Raw genomic sequence first — 23,309 nt, 5'->3', positions numbered from 1 at the left:
GTCAGGTGCGTGCTCTCGGCGTGCCCGGCCCCAGGCCCTCGTACCGGACGTGCAGGTCAATACACCTAGCGTCCGGTCAGTGGGCGACCACCGGCACCCTGACCTCGTCCTCGACGCCCTCGCCGGAGGCCACCGTGGTGGAGCCCGGACGGCCGGCGTTGACGAAGGTGAAGGCGATCAGCGAGGCGAGCGCCAGGATGCCGACGGCGAACCAGATCGCCGTGCTGTAGCCGTGCACCATGCCCTCGAGCTTGACCAGCTCCAGCTGCGGCTTGGCGGTGGCGGCGGCGATGTGGTCCTTGACGTACAAGGTGGTCGCCGAGGCGGCGATGGTGTTCAGCAGGGCGGTGCCGATCGCGCCGCCCACCTGCTGCGAGGTGTTGACCATCGCGGAGGCGACACCGGCGTCCCGGGGCTGGACGCCCTGGGTGGCCAGGGACATCGCCGGCATGAACGCCGTGCCCATGCCGAGGCCGAGCAGCACCATCGCGGGCAGCAGCAGGGTGGTGTAGGAGGAGTCGATCTTCAGCTGGGTCAGCAGCAGCATGCCGAGCGCGGCGACCAGGAAGCCCGGGCCCATCAGGAAGCGCGCCGGGATCCGGGTCATCAGCCGGGTGCCGATCTGCGTGGAGCCGGTGATCATGCCTGCCACCATCGGCAGGAACGCGAAGCCGGTCTTGACCGGCGAGTAGCCCTTCACGACCTGCAGGTAGTAGGTCAGGAAGAGGAACAGGCCGAACATGCCGATGATCGCGAGACCGAGCGAGAGGTAGATGCCGCCGCGGTTGCGGTCGGTCACCACGCGCAGCGGCAGCAGCGGGGCCTTGACCCGGGACTCGACGACGGCGAAGGCGAGCAGCAGCACGGCGGACGCGACGAACATCGAGACGGTCACGGCGTCGCCCCAGCCGTCGGACTCGGCGCGCGTGAAGCCGTAGACGAGCGCGATCAGGCCGAGCGAGGAGAGGAACACGCCGGGGATGTCGAGCGGGGAGCGGTTGCGGCCGCCCTCGGGCTCACGGATGACGAAGTAGGCGCCGGCCGCGGCGACGATGGCGAACGGGATGTTCACGAAGAACGTCCAGCGCCAGTTCAGGTACTGGGTGAGGAAGCCGCCGAGGATCAGGCCGACGGCACCGCCGCCGCCCGCGATCGCTCCATAGATGCCGAACGCCTTCGCGCGCTCCTTGGCGTCGGTGAACATGACGGCGAGCAGGGAGAGCGCGGCCGGGGCGAGCAGGGCGCCGAAGACACCCTGGAGGGCGCGGGCGCCGAACATCATCGGGCCGGAGGTGGCGGCGCCACCCAGCGCGGAGGCGAGGGCGAAGCCGGCCAGGCCGGTGACGAAGGCGCGCTTGCGGCCCCACTTGTCGGCGATCCGGCCGCCGAAGAGCAGCAGACCGCCGAAGGCGAGGGCGTAGGCCGTGACGACCCACTGCCGGTTGCCGTCGGATATGCCGAGGTCGGTCTGGGCGTGGGGCAGGGCGATGTTCACGATGGTGGCGTCGAGGACGACCATCAGCTGGGCGAGCGCGATGAAGACGAGCGCCTTCCAGCGGTTGGCGTCGCCGGTCGGTGCGGCGGCGCCGGGAGCCTTGACGGCTGCTTCGGACATGGGGGTACCCACTTCGGGACTTCGTGACGGAAAAGTCGGAGTAGACGGAAAAAACGGCAAGCGAAGGGCAGGCGACGGCTCGTCGACGGTGACGGCCGGGAAGCCGGGCGTAGGGGCGGACTGGGGTCGGGGTCCGGACTCATCGGCCGGGACCCGGCCGGTCACGGGGACCGGCCGACCGGACTCGACGGATCGTCAGGAGTGGTCGGTCAGCACGCGCGCAGCTCCTCGACGGTGACGGCCCTGCCCGGCAGGGCGGAGCGGGCGGGGGCCCGCAGGCCGTCGAGGAAGAGCTGGAGGTGTCGGTGGACGAAACGGTCGCCGCGCAGGCAGTCCGTGCCGGCCGGGGGCCGGCTCAGCTGGGCGACGGCGATCAGCAGATCGCCGACACCCACGTCGGAGCGCAGCTGACCGGCCGCCACGGCCCGGCCCATGACCTCCTCGACGAGCCGCTCGACGCGCTCGCGGGAGGCCTCCAGGTCGGGATGGTTCTGGTCGAACGTGCTGGAGACCATCGGGCACAGCGCACTGATCCGCTCGTCGGCGGCGGTGTGCACGAAGTGCTCCAGGGCGGTGAAGGCGTCCCCGGTCTCCGCGAGGGCGCCCTCGGCCGCCTCGGCCGTACGGTCCATCACGGAGCAGACGACCTCACGGACGAGGGCGTCGCGGTCGGGGAAGTTGCGGTACACCGTGGCGTTGCCGACCCCCGCCCGGCGGGCGATCTCGTCGAGCGGCACGTCCGGGCCGTGCTCGACGAACATCTCCCGGGCGGCGGTGACGATCCGCTCCCGGTTGCGCAGGGCGTCGGCGCGCGGCCGGGGCACCTTGCGCACTGCGGGGGAGGTCGCGGTCGGCACGGCGTACTCCTCGGAGTGTGGGGGGCGATCCGGGGAAGCAGTCCCCGTTTCGCTCGGACACCCTTCTAAACGGGGAAGTGTTCCCCGGTTATTTCCCGCTCCCGAAACGAATCGCTGTGACCTGAGACACACTCACCTCCCGCCGTCTCCCGCCGGGATTCACCCCGTCGTGGACCGCCCTTCCCACGATCGGTCTCCTCCAGCGAGCGCCCGCCCCCTCGGCGACACAGGGTGATCGCAAGGGTGCAGTCGGAGACCGGCGGCTGCCGTGGAGCGAAGGGTCCATGCATGCAGCCGCTGTCGCCCCGCCGCATACGCGCCCACCACATACGCCCCCCTCGCACACCCCCGCGCCGCATACGCCCGCGCCGGGTGGCCACCCTCGCCGCGGTGACCGCGTTGACCCTCGCGGTCAGCACCTCGGCCGGGACCGGACACCTGCTGGCGCCCTCCACCGCCGGGCCGATCGGCCTCGCCCGCTCCTCCGCCCTCTCCCCCTGCATGATCCGCGGCAGCTCGGACGTGCAGATGACCGAGGGCGTGCCCACCCCGCGCGGCTACGCCCGCTCCACGGGCACCGTCCACGCCCTGACCCTGATGGTCGACTTCTCCGACGCGCCCGGCCAGGGCAGCGCGATGGACCGCTTCCACGAGTTCTTCCCGCGAACCCAGGAGTGGTTCCGCACCGCGTCCTACGGCCGCCTGGACTACCGGCCCGAGACGCCCGTCACCCACTGGCTGCGGATGCCGAAGCCCTTCAAGGCGTACGGCATAGAGCGCGGCGCGCCCTTCGACCCCGGCTACCGGCAGCTGGTGCAGGACATCGTGGCCGCCGCCGACCCGAACGTGGACTTTCGCTCGTACGACCTGCTGAACGTGCTGGTCACCCCGAACGCCGGCCCCTCCGCCCTGGACACGGTGCTCTCCGTGACCTTCGCCGGGAACGGCGACGCCCCGGTCGCCGACGGCGTGCCCGTCTCCAACGCCTCGTTCGTCTACTCCCGCCAGGACGACGGCTCCGGCTCCTTCGCCCACACCGGCTTCCGGGTGCTGCCGCACGAGAACGGCCACACCTTCGGCCTGCCCGATCTGTACACCCAGGACGGCGGCGGCGCGGTCGGGCACTGGGACATCATGAGCGAGGACTGGGGGGCCGACAACGACTACCTCGCCTGGCACAAGTGGAAGCTGGGCTGGCTGGACGGCTCCCAGGTCGGCTGCGCGGTCGCCCGGGGCAGCGTCGAGTACACACTGACCCCGCTGTACCGCACGGGCGGCGGGAAGCTGGTGATCGTGCCGATCGACGGCCACAGCGTCTACGCCCTGGAGGTGCGCGCACAGGGCGGCAACGACGAGGTGGTGTGCCGTCCGGGGCTCCTCGTCTACAAGGTCGACGCCACGGTGGACACCGGGCGCGGGCCGATCACCGTGTACGACTCCCACCGCAACAGCGGCGGCTGCACCCGTAGCCCCAACGTCCAGACCGAGCTCTCCGACGCCACCTTCTCCCCCGGCGAGACCTTCAAGGACCCGGCCCACGGCATCAGCGTCCAGGTGACGAGCACGGACGACGACGGGAACTACCGCATCCGCGTGACCCGGAACTGACCGGCCCGCATGGACTACGTCCGCCTCGACGGCCGGGACGTCGTCCTCCTCCCTCCCCCCCCCGCGTGATGGAACTCGGCAACGCCTACCTCGCCGCACTGCGCCTGCCCGCACTGCTCGGCGCGCACGCCGACGCCCTCGCCGACGAACTCGACGAGTCGGTGTCCCTGGCGGTCGCCGACCTCGACGGCATCCGCTTCATCCACATCCCCCTGACCTGAGCCCCGGCCGCCCCTGATCCGGTACCCTGTGGACCGAGCGCCCACCAGGCGCCCACCCACGCCTTCGTAGCTCAGGGGATAGAGCACCGCTCTCCTAAAGCGGGTGTCGCAGGTTCGAATCCTGCCGGGGGCACAGAGAAACACCTGGTCAGAGGCCCTTCCGTCCGACGGACGGGAGGGCCTTCGCACTCGCAGCACACATATGGCACACACGGGCTGCGGGCAGAGGTGGGGAGCTGTGCGAGATGCCCGCGAAGGACGAGCTGGCCCGGCGCCGGTACGAGAAGCTGGTGGAGCGGCTTGAGTCGCTGATGCAGGGCGCTTTGAAGCCGGAGTACCAGGGCTACTACGGGCAGCTGGTCCTCGGCGCAGACGAGCTTGCGGAGATGGGCGAGCTCAAAGACGTCCGACGTGCTGCCAGGGAGGCGGGACGACGTCTCGGCTGGAAGGCGACCACTCACCTCGTCGGCGGAAGGCTCTTCATCCTCGACGAGCGCGAGGTACCCGAGGAGATCGAGCGGCAGGCTGGGAATGCGGCCGCTGCTGCGATCGACCGGGCCTGGGAGGAAGGCCGCCGGCCGCGACTGACCTGACCCGAGAAAGACGCAAGGGGCACCCCACCGCATCAGCACGGCTGGGTGCCCCTTCGCTTACGGCGCTCCGGCACAGGTTAGTGAGGCGCTGACTGCCGTCACACTGTGGGTGGCGGCCACGCACATCCAGCCTGCGCTGCAACACGCACCGCGTCTGGCGGTGGTCGGGCCGGCGAAGCGGTGCGGCAAGTCCCGCCTGCTGGATGTGATCACGGAAACCGTGCGCAAGCCGCTGATCACGGTCAACACCAGCCCAGCGGTCGTCTTCCGCGCCATCGGTGACGACCCACCCACCCTGCTGGTGGACGAGGCCGACACCATCTTCGGCAGCGTCAAGGCCGCCGAGAAGAACGAGGAGCTGCGTGACCGGCTGACCGCCTGGCTGCGCCCACTGATGGACACCGCAGCGGATCTGGTGCCTCCGATGCCGGTGCAGGACCGGGCGGCAGACACGTGGGAGCCCCTGGTGGTCGTCGCCGAACTGGCAGGCGGCTCCTGGCCCGATCAAGCACGGAAAGCTTGCACAGTTATGTGCGCGGCCGAGGTCGGGCAGGACGACGAGTCCAACGCGAAGACGCGCCTGCTGAAGGACATCCGCCGCGTATTCGCCAGCTACGGCCATCCCGACACCGTACGCACACGGGACCTGATGGAGGAGCTGCTCAAGGACCAGGAGGCCCCATGGGCGGAGTACCGCAACACCGGTCTGCCCCCGCGCTACCTGGGGATCCTGCTGAAGGACTTCGGCATCCAGGCGGCCGTCCTCCGCTTCGAGGGCGGACGGCAGGCCCGGGGATTCACCCGCACGCAGTTCACTGATGCCTGGGCCCGCTACTGCCCCGAGGAGCAGCCACCTGGCGGCGATGAAGAGCTCGCAGCCGGTCGGCTGCTTTTCGGACGCGCCCGCACCCGTTGAAGCCAGAGCTCCTCGCACGGCCCCCGGACGGAACGGATGAGAGGGAACTGCCATGGAGACCTTCGAACGCGCCCGGCTGGACGCCTACTTCGCCCGAATCGCCACCCAGTTCGCCTCGGGTGAGCAGACGGCGTCGTTTCTGATCACGCACCTGCTGGCCGAGCGTCCCGCGTTCGTCCGCGCGGTCGCCGCGATGACCCGGCTCATCGCAGTGCTGCCCAAGCCGAAGCCCGTCCACCCGGCCGCGAAGCGCGAGGTCGAGCAGACACACATGGTCGACGCCCTCACCCGTGAGATGTTCGCCCAGGCCGGCGGCGCGCTGGACTACATCGAGTCCCGGGCCGCTGGCGAGACGGTCTGCCTGATGGACGTCGGCGGCTACTTCGCCCCGAGCCTCGCTGAGGTGCACAGCCGCTTCACCGGGCAGCTCGTCGGGGTGATCGAGGACACCGAGAACGGGCACCGCCGTCACCGCCAGGCAGCTGCTGACGCACACCGCCGGCGTCCCACTGCGAGCCCAGCTGAAGAACCTCTACGGCAGCAACCCGGACGACATCCGCCGCGGCGTGCTGCACGAGCTTCTCCACCGCTCGCCCGGCGAAGCCGTCGAGTACACCGACCGGGCCGCCCTCATCCTCGGCTACCTCGCCGAATACCTCTCCGGCCACCCGTTGGACCAACTGGCCACCGCCCGCACCTGGCGCCCCCTGGGCATGACCTCCACCCGCTTCGGCCCCCTGCCCGCCGAAATCGCCGGCCGCTGCGCACCGACCGAACTCGACCAGGACACCGACACCCACCTGAAGGGAACGGCCCACGACTTCTCCGCACGCCTCCTGGGCGGTGCCTGCGGTATCGCAGGCGTCTTCACCGTCCTGGACGACCTCGCCGCCTTCCTCCGCTACATGCTTGACGGCTCCACGTCCCGCACCAGCGCAGGCTTCACGACCGCATGGACCGCATGCTCCCTGACCATGCAGACCGGCGGGCTCCAGCCGGCCCGTGGACTGTTCTGGCACCCCGCCCCTGGTACGTCCCTGGAAGAGAACGTGTGGGTCCACTACGGCTTCACCGGCACAGGCATGTGGATCTCCCCCACCGACGGCCGGTGGGCGGTGCTTTTGACCAATAAGCTCTACTACTCCCGCGACCGCGAACCGCTGAACGGTGTCCGCAACGCCTTCCGAAAGCTGGCTTTCGCTCAGGGACCAAATCCTTCTGGCGTGGGACGTTTCGCTCGGATGGGTTCGGAGACCCGGTGAGCGGAGGTCGCGTCGCGTGCGGGTTCGGAAGTGAGCTGGCATTCAATTCGTCCACCCGCACTGCCGTCCGGCTTCGATCGCGGGCGGCAGCGCTGTGCTGTATTCAGGGCACTGCGCGGCGGCCAGTGCTGGTCCCAGAGCCGGCGCGCATCCTGTGGCACCTGCCGCGACAGGGCAGGGGCGGGGTGGCGCCCCTGCCCTTACCCCGCCGGCCCTCGGCTGTGAGGTGCGCATCCTTCGACGCAGCCGCTTCCGGTTGCGGCCGACGTACGGTTGAAGTACCGAGGGCATCACGCACTCCGGCCCCCACACCGGGTCGTCCTCGGCGAGAGACGAGTGAATCCGGGCCGCCCCCGTGGTCGGCGCGGAGACGGGTCGGCACCATGTCCGCCGCGGTCGAAACAACTCAGCGAGCTCATCACGGCAGGAGCCGCGCGGAGCGCCCGCGCAGGTCCGCAACCCCGCCGAGGAGAGACGTGGTGGCCCATTCCCAGCTGCACATCCATCGGCGGAACCGAGGAGAGCGAACGCTCGTCACGCTTGCCGGCGACATCGGGCCGGCCACCACGCCGCTGCTACGGGCCGCAGTGGAGCAGTGTCTGCTGGACGGCGTCACCGAGATCGACCTCGACCTGACCACGGTCGGCTCCTGCGACGCCAGGGGCTTGGACGTCCTCCTGTCGGCAGCTCGGCGCGCCGGCCGGGTCCACGCTCGCCTGCGGCTGCACCATCCGTGCGCTCAGATCGCCCGGCTCCTCGATGCCACGGGATCGACTTCGCTGCTCCTTGCGACCCCCGCGAGTCCCGTGCCGCCCACCGCATCCGGCGACCTCATGAGTACCGCGACGCGGGCGCCCGAGGACCTCGCTCGTCGGCCGGACCAGCCGGTCATCAGGGACGGTATCCGCCTTCGCCGGCTGACCCGCCGGCAGGCAGAGGACATGCGCGAGGACATCGCCGACCTGGCTGCGGAGTCCGTCGCGGGCACCGCCGGAGAGGCATACCACGACCGCGGAGACTTCCTGCACCGCTTGGCGGTCACCGCCCACCGCCCCGGCTTCGCCCTGCTGGTCGCCGAGACGACGGTGCTGGTCGGTTGCGCCTTCGGTTTTCCGGTGGGCTCTGACGGCTCCGACGGCCGGCAGGGCGGCGGAAGGCTCCAGGAGATCATCCAGCGACTCACTTCCCGGGCACGGTTCGTCGTCCTCACCCAGGTCGTGGCCCATCCGCACGCTCAACACCGCGACATCGCCCGCCGGCTGCAACAGCGTCTGCTCACAGACCTGCACTCCTCCCTCGGGGTCACCCTGCTGCATTCTGCCGACCAGGCAGGACAAGCCGCCTTCTCGTCCTGGGGCTGGCAGAACATGGGTGAGGTCGTGGGGCTGCACGGCGCCGTCGCCCCCTGCGTGCTGACCTTGCACGCCGAAGGACAGCCCTCGGCACGCCGGTGATGCGGCAGTGCGATGGCTGCGCGCCACACCGCCTGCCACAGCCGGGAGTAATCTGAGACATACCGAGAACTTCCGGGCGCACTATGACTGTGGCGCCGTTCCCGGCGAGTGACACGACACGGGCAGCCGGAAACCGCACGGCCCGGAACGGGATCGCACGATGAACGCCATCTCAAAGCCCGCCGGGGGTACGGCGCCAGGTGACGGGCACTCCTACCGCATGCCCTGGCCCCGGCTGCGCCTCACGCCGGACGTCAGCCATGGCCCGCTGGACGGCGCATGGTGGCCGCGCTGCGACGCACTGGAACTGGAGCTGCCCGTGCTGGTCGGCTCCTTGGATCCGGGCATCGGCACCATCACCCGCGTGACCGTGGGGACGGCCGCTTGGCCCGATGCCCCGCAGGAGGTGATGGCACCCGGCCACGTGATCGAGGTGGTGCTGACCGATTCCGCCGCCGAGGCGCATGCCATCACCTTGGACTGCGGCACCGTGGGGCGCTGGGAACTGCTGGTGATCCCCCCGGACGAGCCGGCCCGAGTGGCCACCCGGCTGCTGACCGCCGCTGCCGACCCTGCGAACCCACTCTCGGCTCCGCGCCTGCTGGCACTCGCCGAGAGCGGCCTCGACGGACAGAACACATGGGAGTCGGAAGGAGGAGCCGGACCCAGGTGAGCAGTTTGGCCGGCTCCGCCCGACCGGCGGGCCGGGCATCCACGACCGCAAGATGGAGCCATGGCATCGACAGATCCGTTGTCAGCCCGGCCCGCCCCCGCCCGAAGCGTGACCGCGGAAGGTGAGGGGATTACAGCAGGCCGGCGCCCGGACCGATCCGAAAGCTTCGGGGAAGCGCTCCTCGGAAAGATCCTCGACAGCGCACACGAACTCCCGCCCCATCTCATCGGGCCCCTGGTCGCCGACGTGGTGGACCAGCTCGGTGGCCGCCGTCCGCAGGTGCTGTTGCAGGACTACGGCCAGTTGGTGCTCGTACCGCTGCCCGGTGAGGGACTCACCGGCGGGGAACCCCAGCTGATCGACGACTCCGAGGCGGGCCGCTGCTTTCTCGACGCCGTCCCTGTCGAGGTGTGCCAGGAGGACGGCGTCCGGGTCCATCTGCCCCTGCTGGACGGCGGTGACCAGGTGGGGGTCATGGCGGTGACGCTGGACAGCGTCGATGACGACGACCGCCGCCTGCTGCTCAGAATCTCCGGCCTGGTGGCCGACCTTCTGGTGACCAAGCACGGCTATTCCGACCTGTTCTTCGACGTCCGACGCGATGAGGGGATGAGCGTCGCCGCGGAGATCCAGTGGTCCCTGCTGCCACCGCTGGCCATGATCATGCCCCGGGTCGCCGTCGCCGGGATCCTGGAACCCGCCTACGACGTGGGCGGCGACAGCTTCGACTACGCGCTGAACGGCGACGTCCTCCACGTGGTCATGATCGACGCGATGGGGCACGGACTGGACGCGGCCACGATGGCCACCGTGGCCATCGGCGCCTACCGCCACGCCCGCCGCGCCGGCATCGGACTGTCGGAGATCTACGCGTTCATGGACCGCGCCGTGGCCGAGCAGTTCGGTCCCGAGCATTTCGTCACCGTGCAGATGCTGCAGCTGGACACGACGACGGGACGGGTGCAATGGGTCAACGCCGGACACCCGCCGCCGATCCTCGTCCGTGGCCACCGCGTCGCACAGCGTCTGGTCGCCCCGACGACCCTTCCCGTCGGCCTGGGTGGTTCGGAGCCTCGGGTGAGCGAGCTGGGGCTGGTGCCCGGGGACCGCGTCCTCTGCTTCACCGACGGAGTGGTCGAGGAACACAAGAGCGGCGGGGAGGAGTTCGGGGAGGACCAGCTGATCGACTGTGTGAACCATCTGCAGAGGACCGGCCGCGGGGTCCGGGCGGTGACGCGCTCCCTGTCCCACACGCTCAAACGGGCGCGGGGCGGACAGACCAGCGACGACGCGACGCTGCTCATGGTGGAGTGGCGCGGCTGACCTCGCGTCCTCGCCGTCCGTCACCGTCGCACGGCGGCAGGTACCGCAGATCCGTGCGCCCACTTCCCCTCGCCGCCCGTGAACGCGGAGTAGTGTGGGCAGTACCGAGGGCATCTCGCACACTGGCTTCCACGCCGGGTCGTCCCCGGCGAAGGACGACACCCGGGCCGTCGCACAGGTGGCCCCGGAGACGGGTCCGCACCATGTCGGCGACCTTGTACCCCACCCTGCCGCACCGTGAGCCCGTCGCAGCCCCGGCTGTGCGTCTCGCGCTGAAGACCGACGGCGCCTCCCGCGGGCTGCTGGATGGAGCCTGGTGGCCACGGTCCCGGGACCTGCTGAGTGAACTGCCGGCGCTCACGGACGTCTTGGACCCCCTGTGGGGCCGCATCACGCGTATCGCCGTCAACCCGGAGCACTGGCCGGTCATCCCCCGCGAGATCCCCGTGAGCGGGCACACCGTCAAGGTCGGCTGGTTCACGTCGGAGATCGACCCGCACAAGCTGCTGTTGCTTTCCTACGGCACCGGCCGCTGGGATCTCCTCGTCGTTCCGCCCGAGACCGGGGCGCAGTCGGCGGCCCGTCTGATGGCAGCCGTATCCGACCACGACGGCCCGCTCCTGACCGCGACCGCGCTGATCGCCGCGGAAGCGGCCCGGCACGCCGTCTCCCCCACCGACCAGGCACTGGACCCGGACGAGGCATGGGAGTACGAGGGCGGCGCCCCGGCGGTGTCCACGGCCGGCACCGGACAGACCGGTCCGCCAGGGCCGGCCGGCCGGCTGATCATCGGTATGTGAGGTGGCCGCCATGAACGCCTTCCTGACGGCCATCGCTTTCCTGATCCTCGTCGCAGCGGCGGCGTACGTGATCCACCGGCTCGGGCTCCAGCACGCCGACAGGATCGCGGCGTACCGGTACAGCACCCCCCGGCCCGGTCGCCGTGGCCATGGCGCGCCCCCGCCGCACCCCGCACCATGGGCCGGCATCCAGGCGTCCGACAGGCCACCCGGCCACCCCGCCCCACCACCCGCCCGGCCCGCGGCGACGCGAGCCCGGGGCGTGGACGCAGGCTCTGGAGCACCCGAGGATCCGAGCACCTGAACCGAGGCGTCATGACTCTTCCGCGGCTGAACATCTACCGGCACGACCGGGGGGCGCGGGCCCTGGTCACCCTGGCCGGTGTGATAGACCCCGTCACCGCGCCCCGGGTGCGCGCCGCTCTTGAGCAGTGTCTGCGGGACGGCATCACCCTCATCGACGTCGATCTGACCACCGTCGACCGCTGTGACGACAGCGGCCTGCGCGTCTTCCTCGACGTGTCCGAGCAAGCCGCCGAGGCCCAGGCGTTCCTCCTGCTGCACCACCCCTCCCCGCAGACCGAACGACTGCTCATGGACACGGGCTCCGATGGTCTGCTCTACCCGATGAGGCCGGGAGGAGCGCGCCGTCAGCGGGCCTGACGTCGACAGAAGCGCCCCAGGGAACGGGCCGCCGTGGTCAAGCCGTACGCCGGTCGCGCCCCGCGCCACCCCTTCAGCCCACAGGACCACGCCTGCTCACGGTGTCGATGAGGATCTGTTCCGCGTCGCTGACGTTGTCCGCCCGGACCGCCTGGGCCATCGCGGCACGGGCGGCATCCGGTGCCGCGTCGGGCGGGACGACCAGCAGCGAGAAGATGTCCCGGTCGGCCCGGGTGATCAGGACCGTGTCGTCACCGACCGGGAAGGAGTCGACGTGCACCACGTGGTCGTCCACGACGATACGCGTCGGGAGACTCTCCCAGGCGGCGGCATCCAACCCCACACGGGACACGGGGCCGAGGTGGGCGACGAGGGCACTCAACAGGGCGGGCAGCTCGGCGCCGATGTCGCGCGAGCGCGGCCACCACGCGCCGTCGAGCACGCCTTTGCGTGATTCGGTCGTCTCCAGCCGGAGAAGCGCACATCCCGGCCGCACGGCCTCGTGGACGCCACTGGGCAGACGCCGGGGGACAGGTGGTGTATCCGAGCTGGTCATAATGACCACCCGTCTGTAGGGCCGGTGCGACCGCGGGACTCCGCCCCGCAGCTCCCACGCTACTCCTGGCGCCACACGCACCGACGTCTGCAAGAGCGCCCGCCCTCTCGCCCCGCCCCCGAGGGAACGGATCCAGCACACATGAGGTCGGGAAGCCCCGTGAACACTGGAGAACTACGGGGTGGTGTTTCCCCAGGCCAGATGCACTCAGACCGACGTCTCTGCAGGTCACGGCCCCGCTCAAGGAAAACTCCTAAAGCGGGTGTCGCAGGTTCGAATCCTGCCGGGGGCACAGCGCCTGACAGGCGCGACGCATGTGAAAGGCCCCTCGGAGATGTCTCCGAGGGGCCTTTGGGGCTTGTACGGGAACGAACATGGGAACGCGCTTTCACGCCGCATCCTGCGCGGGGACCATGGGCGACTCCCCCGTGCACGGCCGCCGGTGGCACGCCCCCGTCCAGATCGGTGCCCTCTATGCCGATCCTGCGGAGCCCCCTCCAACCGGCTGCTGCCCGTGGTCAGGGCCCAGCTCCACACCAAACTTTGAATCTGGCAGTCTGGCAGTAATAAAGTTCAGTGCGGAGATGTTACATGCCCAAGTCCATGCGGACCATCGAGATCGACGATGAGGTGTTCGCCTACTTGCAGCGACACTGTGAGCCCCTTGTTGATACCCCGAACGACGTCCTGCGTCGTGAACTCCTGAAGGGCGGGAAGCCGCCCGTCGACAAGACGGGCGGCCGCAAGACCGGCGCCCTGATGTCCGTCATCGAAGCCGGCCTGGCCGCAGCCGGGGACACGGTTCGCCACCACCAGTCGAGACTCAGGCGGACCCACGAAGCCACCATCACCGCTGACGGCTGGATCGAAATCCCCGACGGCCGGGCATTCCCCCAACCCTCCCCCGCGCTGAAGGCGCAGACCGGGAGCGACATCAACGGGTGGGGCCAGTACACGCACGTCCCCAGCGGACGCCGCCTGCAGGAACTGCGCGAAGAGGTCGCGAAGCGCTAGGCGTGAAGTTCGCCAGAAACAGTCGCCGAGACTTCACCCGGTGCGGTTTTCCCTTCCGTCGAGAAGACGCCCAGTCAACTCGCTTCATAAGCCTCGGACTTGGCGACGACCTGAGGGGACGCCAGACGTCAGAAACGGGAGAGCGCTTCCAGTAGGTCCTGGAGCAGAACGTCGTCGAGAGGTGTGCGGTGGGCAAGCTTGTTGCGTGCCCACCGGAGCGTGCGCAGTTGGCGGAACTGAACCTCGGTGAGGTCGATGTCCCGGTGCACCGCCGCGTCGTAGAGCTCGCCGAGTTCCATGGATGCGAGGTCTGCCGCCGAGCCGTTGGCACCTCGCAGGGACTGCCGGACGTAGGTGTCGACGAGTCGTGCGATGCCGCGTACCGCAATGCGCGGGAGTAGCTCGATGAAGCCAAGGCGGACGTCGTCGATCAATGGCAGCAGCACGCGGTTCTGAGCCTGCCACACCAACTTGTCGAGTTCCGAGCCGCCATGTGTCGCCGCACCGGAGCGGGGACTGCGGCGAATCTGCCCCTCCCAGCTGTCGACCAGCCCGGCCGACCATGCCTCGCGCAGCCCTTGTTCGGGAAACTGGGCGTATGCCGCGCCGGACGTCGCGCGTCCATGAGCGCGGTGCGCCTGGGAGTCGGCGCAGCACTCACGCAGGGCGGGCGCCAGTTCCTTGATCTTGCCGCTCCATGTGTCGGCCAGCTTCACGGCGAGTTCCAGATCGGGGCCAGCTGCCTGGACGACCGTCTCGCAGCGCAGGGCGTGCCGGATGAGTTTGCCGGGCGTCATACGGTCGTGGGCGTGCCCGACGCCCGCATGAGGAATGGCGTCAGCCACCACGGTGGCCGTGTCGAGGTGGCTCCAGACACCCCACCACCAGTGTGGTCTCGACACCGTTGCGTCGAGAAGTCCCATGGTGTCCGCCTCCAGGTCCCGCAGACGAGAGGCCACGAGGAGCCGGGGCCGGTCGCCTGGTTTGAGGCCGGCCTCCTTCACGGCAGCCTGGAAGCGACGTATCAGTCGGGAGACGGCGAGCGGGTTCGCCTCGCTCCATGCGCGGACGACGAGCACGGGCGCACGGCCGTCCGGCTCGGTGACCAGTTCCGAAACCAGGTCTCCGTGCAGATTGAGACTGTCGGCAAGGCGCACGGCGATGTCGTTGTCCGGGCGGTCGCAGGACCTGGCGGCAGGGACGGCCCCGAGCGGACGAGCCTCGGGCGAACCGGAGCTGCCGACCTGTTCGGAGAGGCCGAACGGGTCCCAGTCGCCGAAGCCGTCGTCGATGTCGAAGCTGTCCTCGGAGCTTCGAAAGACGGGCGCCTCTTCGGCGCCGAACGCATCCCACAGGTACCGCGCGTCCGGCGTGGGCGTCCTCAGCGTGGTGCGCCGGTGCGACTCCTTGCGCGGGATGTCCACGACGTCGTCGAGGTGGTGGATCACCGCCTCCAAGGCGCGGTCCGCGCGGTCCGACTCCACCTCGGCGTCCGGGAACAGCCAGACGCAGGTGAGCCCGGCGCGCAGGTCGGCCAGGACCCGCGCACAGTGGCGTCGCGCGCCCGGCAGGTGCAGGACGACCTCTGGGGACAACATGCCGACCGATCCGATGAGCTCGGTCACATCGACCCGTCCTGCAGCTTCGCCACGGTCTGGAGCGCACGGAAGGTGACGCTGTCGACGGTAAGGATCTCTCCGTCGTTGTCGAGGATCCCAAGCGCCTCAAGATCCGTCAGCAGTGCCTCAGCCTCGTCCAGGTCGTCATCGAGCACGACGGCGAGGTCCTGGGGGACGGCATGGGCCTTGCCCTGACGGTGCTCTTCCAGACTGAACATGTCGGCCCAGGCGGCCATCTGCCGCACATGGCGTTCGGAGAGCCCGACCCGTCGCAGGTGGTCGGTGGCGGGGCCAGGATCGTCCATGCGGCGACGCATCGCCTCGAAAAGATTCTCCCGCGGGGCGCCGTGGATGTACTGGGCGATGGTCTGCTCGACGATGGCGGGCCAGCCCCCGGTTGCTTCGATGAGGTTGCGCCGCTCCGGGGCCGATACGAACGGCTGCTCCGGCCACGCGCGGAGACTGGTGCTGTTCCAGCGCCGGGGCTGTACCCGGAATACCTCCGGGAGATCAAGGCCTGACGCGGTCAGTGGGTCGACGACGGCCAGCGTGCGCCGGCGCGGGATCTCCTTGCCGTCCTCCTCCGACGCCGAGGCGTACTTGGCGAGTCGTTCGACCGCGTCCCGGACGTCCGCCGATGGAACGCCGCGCAGGTCGACGAAGAGCAGGTGCGGCGTATGCTCGCGGGCCCACTTGGTGACCGTCTGGGCCAGTTCCGTCGTCGGCACCGAAACGAAGTGGCGGCCCTCTCCGGCGTACTGCTTCGCGGCCTTGTCCAGGAATCCGGCGCCAAGTGCCTCCGTGGCCGAGATCATTGTGGTGCGCCGGGAGAGCGCGTCGTACCACTGCTCGTCCGTCAGTGGGCTCATGCGCATGACCTGACGGCGGTCGACACCGATGGACCGGCGGGCAACGCGCGGGTTGTAGTCGTACTTCTGCGTGAACTCGCTGGTGCGCAGTTCCGCGTCGAGTTCGTCGCGGGTGCCGAGCATGTTGACGATGTTCGGGCTGCGCATGACGAAGCTGTTACTCCGTCCCTGGAGCGGGAGGACCAGACCGAGGCCCTCCATCTCCATCAGGTCGGTGCGGACCTCGTCCACGCCGTTCTGCTCCGGGAAGCCGTCCGGCCACACACCGTGCGCCTGTTCCTGCAGCTCTTGGGGCGTGTAGCCGCGAGCGTAGCCGTCCGTGAGGCTTCGCAGGGCCAGGATCAGGGTCAGAACGCGGTACCGGTCCTCCAGGTCGATGGTCAGCCGAAGCCGGTCGCGGATCTTGTCACGGATGCCTCCGGAAGCGACGACCTTCTGCACGTCGGCAGCGGTGATCCGGGGACGCCCGCCGTCCGGGGACAGGGCGCGGCTCTGCATCTCCTCGACCAGTCCCTCGCAGACGATCTGTACGAGGTTGGCCTGGTTGTTGGTCAGGGCCAGGATGCGCCATACGAGGTCGGGGTTCTCGAAGAACAGCCCGACCGCGACCAGCGGTTCAACGACCAGGTCAACCGCGGCCTTCGGGCGCAGCGGGCCGACCAGAACGGGCTCGCCGCCATGCCCGGTGATGGAGTTGGTGAGCCGGTTGTACCGCTGCACCTGGTGCAGACCCGCGAACACGATCTTGAAGCGGCGTTCGGTGTCGGCCATCAACTGCATCAGGCTGGCGAGGATCCGGAACGTGGACTGCGCTCCGGCCGTATCGACGGGTCGGGCGTCCGCATTGAGGAAGGCGTCTGCCTCGTCGGCGAGAAAGAGGATGCGCCGCTCCGAGCTCTCGTCCAGCCATTGCCGGATCCGAGCGGCGACGGCGGCCGGGACCGCGTTCCCCGACGTGCCGTTGTCGAGCACCCCCACAAGCTTCAGCTGCTCGGCCAGCACGCTCCAGATTTCGTTCGGGAGCCGGCTGAGCCCGATCTCGGCGATGCGGAGGTCTGTGTAGACCGCTACCTGATTACCGCCGTGCCCCGCCTGGAAGCTGTCCGCCACCTGTCGGAGCAGCGAGGACTTGCCCAGCTGCCGCCCTCCGTAGAGGAAGAGACCGCCCTCTCGAGCCATGATCGCGCTTTTCTCGTCGTCGCGACCCTTGAAGACCTCGGCGGAGACCTGCCCGGCCTGGAAAGGCTCGTACGGTCGGTACGCGGCCCACGGCAGCGTCACGCGCTGCACCGCGCGGAAGGAACGGGCCTCGCCTGCGGCGATCCAGCCGAAGACGGCCGGGTCGACGACGATCGCCTGCTGCGGCTTCTGGTACGAGGCCTGCGCGAGGCGTCGACGTCCGCCGATGCCGAGCGGCTGCAGGTAGAGGATGATGTTGGCGCCGAGTGCGGCCTCCGGCAGGTGACGCAGCAGGGCGTCGGGACCGAGCTCTTCGTTCGCGACGACGAGGACTCGGTAGAGGCCACCCGCGCGGGAACCGAGCCGCGACACGTAACCGGGGACGTTGTCACTGATCTCGGCGGTGATCGAGAGTGTCATCACCTGCCAGTCCTTGCGGTCCTGGTCGCCGAGCCGGACCGGCCCCTTGATGCTCAAGCCGAGCATGCGCAACACGCTGGGGACGTGCTTCTGGAAGGAGTTGCGGCGCTCGTTCGGTCGTCCGAGCGAGTCCCAGGCCTCCAGGGCCACCGTGACCGCGTCGGTCTTGGCCTGTCGGGAGCGCCCGCGTGCGTAGTGGGCGAACCACCAGCGCGCGCTGACTCCCGTGCTGCTGGCCTTGGGAGCGTCCGGGTGCCGCACGCCCGCAAGGAAGGCTGCCATCTCCGCGCCGGTCTCGGCGGCCTGTTCCGGAATGCTCTCGCCCTTGCGGGCGAAGGAGAGCAACTCCTCGGCGGTGGCGACGTCCCCACGGTCGATGAGACCGCTGATCCGGGTGACGTCCGCCTCTCCCAGATTCAGGCCGGCCAGCTGCTCGCGGAGTTGGTCGGTCTTCTCCGACACTCTGGTGCTCAGCTGGGTGACCACATCCTGCACCTGCTCCAGTCGCCGCCGGAACCGCAGATCGTTGTCCGAGTTCTCGAAATCGAGAAGCTGGGCCGCCAAGTGACTCTCCTGCTCGGGAGTGAGCAGGTTCTGCAGGCGTACCTGGGCGAAGAGGTCGGCGGCCCGGCGCAGGGCCGTTCCGGCCTTGACACGCCACTCGGCCTCGGCGTCACCGAGCCGACGCCGCAGCGTGTCCACCTGGCCCGCTTCCGACGCGGAGACCGCGCGGAGTCGACCCGTGGCCACGAGTTCGACGAGCCGTCCGGCGAGGTGCAGGTCACCGCGGTCGATGTGGGCGGCGAACGCCTTCCCCGTATCGGCCGGATCCGTGAGCTCCAGCAGGGCGTCCAGGGTGTCTGCCGCGGACAGGTCTGGTACGTCCTGACCTGCGGCCGTCGTGATCCAGGTCAGGCCCGGCAGGACGAGCAGCGAGTTGGTACTCGGCAGCCCACGCACGGACCCCGGCGGGACCGGGTTGGGCCCGGCGTTGATCCAGTTGAGCAGCAACCGCACCGCTTCGCCGCCGGGACCGGGCAGTGGTGCCGCCTGCAGTGCTGCCTGGACGGCGGCCACCAACTCGCCGCGGAGGCGACGGCTGTCACCGCGCTGCGGCATCTCAGCGACCTGCACCGCCTCGCGCAGAAGCATCGTCACCTCTCCGATGCGCCCGCGCAGTTGATCCAGGGCCGTTGCGATGATCTTGGTCTTGCGCTGGTTGGGGGAACTGACCCGGCGCGTCGTGTCCCTGATGATCCGATCGACGGAGTCGTCTTCCCCGTAGGTGCCCTCAAGATCCTGGCGCAGTTGTTCAGGGGTTGCCCCGCCCACCGACCATGCCGTGATCAGGTTGAGGGTGCGCCCGAGTTCCGCGTCGTCCTTGAGCAGGGTCTGGAGCACCCGCGAGGCGAGCTGGTATGCGATCTTGCTGGTTGGCAGGCGACGCTTGAGGGCCTCCGCCCGGTCACCCAAATCCATCGGATCGACGGTGTCGTCCTGCGTGAGGCTGAACTCCTCGCCCGGCTGGACCGACACTCCCCTGCGGACCTCCTGGGCCAGCGTACGGAACAGCTCGTTCCAGACCTCGGGCAGACCGGGCAGCTGGGCGAAGTCGTTGACGATCGGCAACGCCCAGCCTGCCTGCAGGCCACTGCGTACCGCGGCGGCCAGGGCAACGAGGTACCCGTCCCGGTCCTCCGCGGTCGACAGCGGGCCGCGCTCCTCCTCGACGTTGAGCTGCAGGGTCATCGCCGTCTGCTGGCCGGGCGCCAGCCCGAACGCCGACGCGGCGAACGCGAGGGACTGACACCGCTCCTCCCGTTCCCCAGCGGCCCGGCTCAGCCAGTAGGCCTCGGCCAGCCTGCCCTCGGCGATCAACGTCTCCGCCGGAGAGGGGTGATCGCCTGTCCGTGTCCAGATGCCGGTCGCCCCGGCGGCTCCGGTCGCGCCGCCAGGGTCGGTGGCCTCCCGCTCGTCCTCGTCCGGCGTCCGCTGCGAGTCGTCCGACGGGAGGGCCCCGTGCGGTACCGCCGGCCGCCATGGTGTGGTGCGCGGTCGTGGGAGGGGGGCGGTCTGTCCGAGACGCCCCTCCGGCCCGTCCATGGCCCGCGCGGTCGCCGCCGTCGCGGGGGCTGCCGCGAACGACACCTCCTCATGTTCGGTTGCACGGGCGTCTGCCTGGGTCTCCGTCTCCTCGCCGTCCGAACCCGCCTCTTCGGAAGCCGGTTCTCCTGCGACGCCCGCGAGCGGCTCGGGCGACCGGGGAGCGAACTCCCTCTCTCGCGGCGGTGCTTCCTTCTCGACTGCGGCGGGAATACTGTGCGCGCCCACTTCGGCAAGCGGCTCTTCACCCAGCGTATTTCCCACCGCCCCGCCCGTCGTGTCAGGCGCAGGGCACCTTTCCCCGGTGGCTGAGGCGGCCGACCGGGGCTCAGATGGAGTCCCGTCGGTCGACTGAAGCTCCTCAAGCCGGGCGTCGATGGCGACGATCGCCGCCTGCAGTCCGCTGAGCACGCCCGGATTGCTTGTCCCGGCAGACATCGTGACGAGCCGTGCGCGATCGGCCAGGGCTGCTTCGATCTCCTCACGGATCTTTGCCGCGCGAACGTCCGCCAGGAGCCGGTCCAGGTCGTCATGGCCCTGCTCGTCTGTCCAGCGGGTGTTGCCGTCCAGACCGAGAACCAATTCGGCTGTCTCGGCACGCCGACCGAACCAGGCGTCCAAAGCATCGGACACCTGGGCGTCCCTCGTGCCCAGGCCCCTGCGGATGTGCATCGCAAGGCTTTCCAGCCGGCCCGCCAGCGCCTTACCCTCCCTGCGCAGTCGATGCGCGGCGGCTACGAGCTGCTCGGCGAGGTCGTCGGGCACCGGGTTCTCCTTGTCGGCGAATTGGGATCGCGTGCTTCGCGGGACCTCTTGCGAGGGTGGGGCCGTGCCGGCCGGCCGTGTCCCCGCCTTGGCGTAGCGTCGGCGGGACTTCGGCGGCTCGGGCCACGGCGCTGGGGCGGCAGCGGCCTGCCAGAGGGTGTGCCAGTGCTCCAGAACGCCCTGACGTTCGGGCGGGTTCTCGTCGGTGAGCGCGTACCAGTGGAGGGTCAGACATGCCAGCGACGGCGGCAGGGCCGTGAACGTCGACTTCAGGCCCTCGACCTCCGCGTAAGAGAGGCCCTGCCCGGCGAAGCCGTGCTGACGAGCCATCTTGTCGGCCACCTCGTGTCCGACTTCGGAGATGCGCAGGAGCAGGTCCGCGGGAGCCTTGGCAACCCAGGAACGCATGCCTGAGGCGGTCGCGCGAGCCTGCTGTGTCGGTTCGCCCTGATATCGAAACGTGTGCCCATGGACGACCGCGAGGAAGGCCAGCAGGTGCTGCAGGGATTCTGGCGGTTGGCTGGAAAGCCAACGGCGGAGTTCGTGAGCTGGCGGCACGCCAAGCATCTTCACACGTTCTCCACTCCTCCGGCCAGGCGCATGCGCGAGGGAAATGGCAACTCGACGATGTCTCTCCAGCATGTGAACAACGAGATTGACTGGCCGTCCGACAGCAAGCCGGCACGTGGTGCGCTCCGCTCATGGACCTTCGCGTTCCAGCCACTCCGAGCAGGACCGAGCTGGTCGAACACTGAATGAGTAGCAGGTCGACCTCGGTGGCGGAGGAGAGATGCTCAAGCCAGAGAAGCGGTTGTCCCCCGTGTGTTCCCTCCCTGGGATGCCGCCCGGAGCCGGGTCGACGTGCGCGGGGAGGCGGGCTGTTCTAGCGTCGGAGGGAGGGGGCCGATGCTGCCGAGCCGGGGGCGTGGGGCCGGGGCCCCGGACGCTTCCGCCGCTCGGTGCCTTGAGCCCGCGAGTCCCCGACCGACCCCGGAGAGCAGGTGGCTCCCATGCGCACGTCGTCCCGTGCGGCCGGTCTTCTCACCGGTCTGACCCTCGCGCTCGGCGCGGTCTTCGCCGCTCCCGCCGCCCACGCGGACATCCCCGCGTGCACGACCATGGTCCAGCGGACGGGCGTCGCGGTCTCGGACGCCGTCCGAGCGGCGTGCACCCAGGGTGTGCACAACGACCTGCAGGGCTGTGTGGGTGCCCTCACCGGGGCCGGGGTGCCGGGCGCCTGACATCCGTCCGGCTCATGCCGTCCGGCTCATGCCGTCCGGCTCACGCGGGGAGATGCAGGCCTCACGCGGGGAGAGGCAGGCCGGGTGGTACCGGCGGGCAGGACATGTGGCCCGTCGGCCGCCCGACCTCAGTCGTCGGCGCTTTTGTGGGCCTTTCCCGGGGGCTTCGGGGTGCCGTGCGAGGGGTGGTGGGCGTGGTTGTCGCCGGGGTGGTGCGGGCCCTGTCCGTGGTGGGTGCCGCCGTGGTGGCGGGCGGGTGCCGGTCGGGTCGGGGCCGGTGAGCCGGACGAGGTCATGAGCCTGGAGAGGGGCTCGGCCAGCGGTCCGGTCGGCGGGGCCGGGGTGGGGCCGGCCTCGGGAGTCGCCGTGCTGGAGGGCCGGGGCGCGGTGGTCGGGTGCGCGGCGGCACGGTCGTCGGGGTTCCCGCTGGTGCCCTGGGCGAGGGCGAGGGTCGTTCCGATGGCCACGGAGACCGCGGCCAGGGCGGTCCCCACCGCCAGGCGGCGGTTGCGCCGGGTGCCGCGCAGCAGCCCGGGCCGGGTGGCCGCCACCTCCTCGGTCCGTACGAACGCGGCCTGCGTCCGTATGGACTCCTCCTCGTCCCCGGGAGCCGTACGAGGCGCCGGAGGCTTTACGGCGCCGATCGGCCCGCCGGTGCGGGGAGTTCCGGCGTCCAGGGAGGCGAGGGTCTTCGCGCACTGATCGGCGTCCGGGCGCGCCTCGGGGTCCAGGGCGGTCATCGCCCGCAGCAGGGCCGCCAGGTCCGAGGAGAGCCAGGCGGGGACGACGGGCGGGCGGTGGAGGCGGGCGACCGCGGCCTCCAACGGAGTTCCCTGGTACTCCAGTTCGCCCTTGAGGCACTCCAGCAGGACCAGGCCGAGCGCGTAGACGTCCGTGGCCGGTCCCACCCGCCTGCCCGTGACCTGCTCGGGCGCCAGATACGCGGCGGTGCCCGTGAGCACGTCCGGTGCGGTGTGGCGCGTGGCGTTCGCCAGGAGTGCGATGCCGAAGTCGGCGAGGTGGGGGGCGCCCGCCGTGTCGAGCAGGACGTTCGACGGTTTGACGTCGCGGTGCACGATGCCGGTGCGGTGGACGTGGGCGAGCGCTCGGGCGAGGGCGGTGCCCAGGTCGGCCACGCGCCGCCGGGGCAGGGCTCCGCACACCAGGAGGCTGCGCAGCGTGGGGCCGTCGACGAGTTGCATGACCAGGTAGGTCTGGTCGTCGTGGCGGCCGGCGTCGTAGACCGTGACCAGTCCGGGGTGCTGCAGGCGGGCGAGGAGAACGGCCTCCGAGGTGAGACGGTCCTCGGTGCGCGGGTCGGGGCCGGGCCGGAAGACCTTGACGGCCACGGGCCGCCGAAGGCGCGTGTCGACGGCCTCGTAGACGTCGGCCATGCCGCCCGATCCGATTCTGGCGCCCAACCGGTAGCGGCCGGAGAGGACTTGCGTGGGCCGTGGATCCGCCGGGACCGGCGCGGCGGTCGGCAGGGCTGCTGATCGGCGGGCCTTCATCTGGGTCTCCGTTGCTGTCACCGCGTACCGGACTCGGCCAAGGGCCT

The 23,309-nt window shown here is 70.2% G+C and carries 15 protein-coding genes, 2 tRNA genes and 3 pseudogenes; 14 read left to right on the top strand and 6 right to left on the bottom strand.

Annotated features, from left to right (window positions below; genetic code table 11):
• Positions 1-76 precede the first annotated feature (76 nt).
• Both ACZ7FF_RS25195 and ACZ7FF_RS25190 read right to left on the bottom strand, forming a co-directional pair.
• On the bottom strand, positions 77-1,615 hold the full coding sequence (locus ACZ7FF_RS25195; protein ID WP_470814531.1) for an MFS transporter: 1,539 nt from the start codon (positions 1,613-1,615) through the stop codon (positions 77-79).
• 209 nt (positions 1,616-1,824) lie between these two features.
• Positions 1,825-2,472: a TetR/AcrR family transcriptional regulator gene (locus ACZ7FF_RS25190; protein ID WP_470814530.1), complete on the bottom strand. Its 648-nt coding sequence runs from the start codon at positions 2,470-2,472 to the stop codon at positions 1,825-1,827.
• Between the two features lie 288 nt (positions 2,473-2,760).
• Between ACZ7FF_RS25190 and ACZ7FF_RS25185 the strand changes: the two genes are divergently transcribed.
• The 11 genes and pseudogenes from ACZ7FF_RS25185 (at position 2,761) to ACZ7FF_RS25135 (ending at position 11,985) form a co-directional block, all read left to right on the top strand.
• Positions 2,761-4,080: a M6 family metalloprotease domain-containing protein gene (locus ACZ7FF_RS25185; RefSeq protein WP_470814529.1), complete on the top strand. Its 1,320-nt coding sequence runs from the start codon at positions 2,761-2,763 to the stop codon at positions 4,078-4,080.
• A 3-nt stretch (positions 4,081-4,083) separates the two neighbouring features.
• Positions 4,084-4,286 (top strand): annotated as a pseudogene (locus ACZ7FF_RS25180) (IclR family transcriptional regulator domain-containing protein); the annotation flags it as partial.
• A gap of 75 nt (positions 4,287-4,361) precedes the next feature.
• Positions 4,362-4,434: transfer RNA gene (locus ACZ7FF_RS25175), tRNA-Arg, on the top strand.
• A 112-nt stretch (positions 4,435-4,546) separates the two neighbouring features.
• A complete protein-coding gene (locus tag ACZ7FF_RS25170; RefSeq protein WP_470814528.1) occupies positions 4,547-4,894 on the top strand; it encodes a hypothetical protein in 348 nt (115 codons plus the stop codon).
• 31 nt (positions 4,895-4,925) lie between these two features.
• Positions 4,926-5,810 carry a DUF3631 domain-containing protein gene (locus ACZ7FF_RS25165; RefSeq protein WP_470814716.1) on the top strand — a complete coding sequence of 295 codons (885 nt, stop codon included), beginning with the start codon at positions 4,926-4,928 and terminating at the stop codon, positions 5,808-5,810.
• Positions 5,811-6,274: 464 nt separating this feature from the next.
• Positions 6,275-7,072 (top strand): annotated as a pseudogene (locus ACZ7FF_RS25160) (serine hydrolase domain-containing protein); the annotation flags it as partial.
• A gap of 479 nt (positions 7,073-7,551) precedes the next feature.
• On the top strand, positions 7,552-8,526 hold the full coding sequence (locus ACZ7FF_RS25155; RefSeq protein WP_470814527.1) for an STAS domain-containing protein: 975 nt from the start codon (positions 7,552-7,554) through the stop codon (positions 8,524-8,526).
• Positions 8,527-8,686: 160 nt separating this feature from the next.
• Positions 8,687-9,199, top strand: coding sequence for a DUF5994 family protein (locus tag ACZ7FF_RS25150; RefSeq protein WP_470814526.1), 513 nt, complete (start codon positions 8,687-8,689; stop codon positions 9,197-9,199).
• 129 nt (positions 9,200-9,328) lie between these two features.
• Positions 9,329-10,522, top strand: a complete 1,194-nt coding sequence (locus tag ACZ7FF_RS25145; protein ID WP_470814714.1) for a PP2C family protein-serine/threonine phosphatase — start codon at positions 9,329-9,331, stop codon at positions 10,520-10,522.
• 94 nt (positions 10,523-10,616) lie between these two features.
• Positions 10,617-11,322 (top strand): annotated as a pseudogene (locus tag ACZ7FF_RS25140) (DUF5994 family protein).
• A gap of 315 nt (positions 11,323-11,637) precedes the next feature.
• Positions 11,638-11,985, top strand: a complete 348-nt coding sequence (locus tag ACZ7FF_RS25135) for an STAS domain-containing protein (RefSeq protein WP_470814525.1) — start codon at positions 11,638-11,640, stop codon at positions 11,983-11,985.
• A gap of 73 nt (positions 11,986-12,058) precedes the next feature.
• Here the strand turns inward: ACZ7FF_RS25135 and ACZ7FF_RS25130 are convergent, their stop codons facing one another.
• Positions 12,059-12,541 (bottom strand): DUF5994 family protein, encoded by a 483-nt coding sequence (locus tag ACZ7FF_RS25130; protein ID WP_470814524.1) that lies wholly within the window; start codon positions 12,539-12,541, stop codon positions 12,059-12,061.
• A 211-nt stretch (positions 12,542-12,752) separates the two neighbouring features.
• Between ACZ7FF_RS25130 and ACZ7FF_RS25125 the strand changes: the two genes are divergently transcribed.
• A tRNA-OTHER gene (locus ACZ7FF_RS25125) sits at positions 12,753-12,830 on the top strand.
• A 302-nt stretch (positions 12,831-13,132) separates the two neighbouring features.
• Positions 13,133-13,555, top strand: coding sequence for a restriction system modified-DNA reader domain-containing protein (locus ACZ7FF_RS25120; RefSeq protein WP_470814523.1), 423 nt, complete (start codon positions 13,133-13,135; stop codon positions 13,553-13,555).
• 128 nt (positions 13,556-13,683) lie between these two features.
• Here the strand turns inward: ACZ7FF_RS25120 and ACZ7FF_RS25115 are convergent, their stop codons facing one another.
• Both ACZ7FF_RS25115 and ACZ7FF_RS25110 read right to left on the bottom strand, forming a co-directional pair.
• The gene (locus ACZ7FF_RS25115; protein ID WP_470814522.1) at positions 13,684-15,180 is read right to left on the bottom strand and encodes a hypothetical protein; all 1,497 of its coding nucleotides are present in this window, start codon (positions 15,178-15,180) and stop codon (positions 13,684-13,686) included.
• Positions 15,177-21,083: an ATP-binding protein gene (locus tag ACZ7FF_RS25110; protein WP_470814521.1), complete on the bottom strand. Its 5,907-nt coding sequence runs from the start codon at positions 21,081-21,083 to the stop codon at positions 15,177-15,179. The genes ACZ7FF_RS25115 and ACZ7FF_RS25110 overlap by 4 nt, the downstream gene beginning before the upstream one ends.
• Positions 21,084-21,520: 437 nt before the next feature.
• Between ACZ7FF_RS25110 and ACZ7FF_RS25105 the strand changes: the two genes are divergently transcribed.
• Entirely contained in the window at positions 21,521-21,751 is a 231-nt protein-coding gene (locus tag ACZ7FF_RS25105) for a hypothetical protein (RefSeq protein ID WP_470814520.1), read from the top strand.
• Positions 21,752-21,879: 128 nt separating this feature from the next.
• Here ACZ7FF_RS25105 and ACZ7FF_RS25100 read toward each other — a convergent pair whose 3' ends face one another.
• On the bottom strand, positions 21,880-23,145 hold the full coding sequence (locus ACZ7FF_RS25100) for a serine/threonine-protein kinase (RefSeq protein ID WP_470814519.1): 1,266 nt from the start codon (positions 23,143-23,145) through the stop codon (positions 21,880-21,882).
• Positions 23,146-23,309 lie beyond the last annotated feature (164 nt).

The sequence above is a fragment of the Streptomyces sp. NPDC037126 genome, from assembly GCF_055605965.1.
The sequence above is the reverse complement of the archived record's forward strand: the minus strand, read 5'-3'. Positions and strand labels throughout refer to the sequence as shown.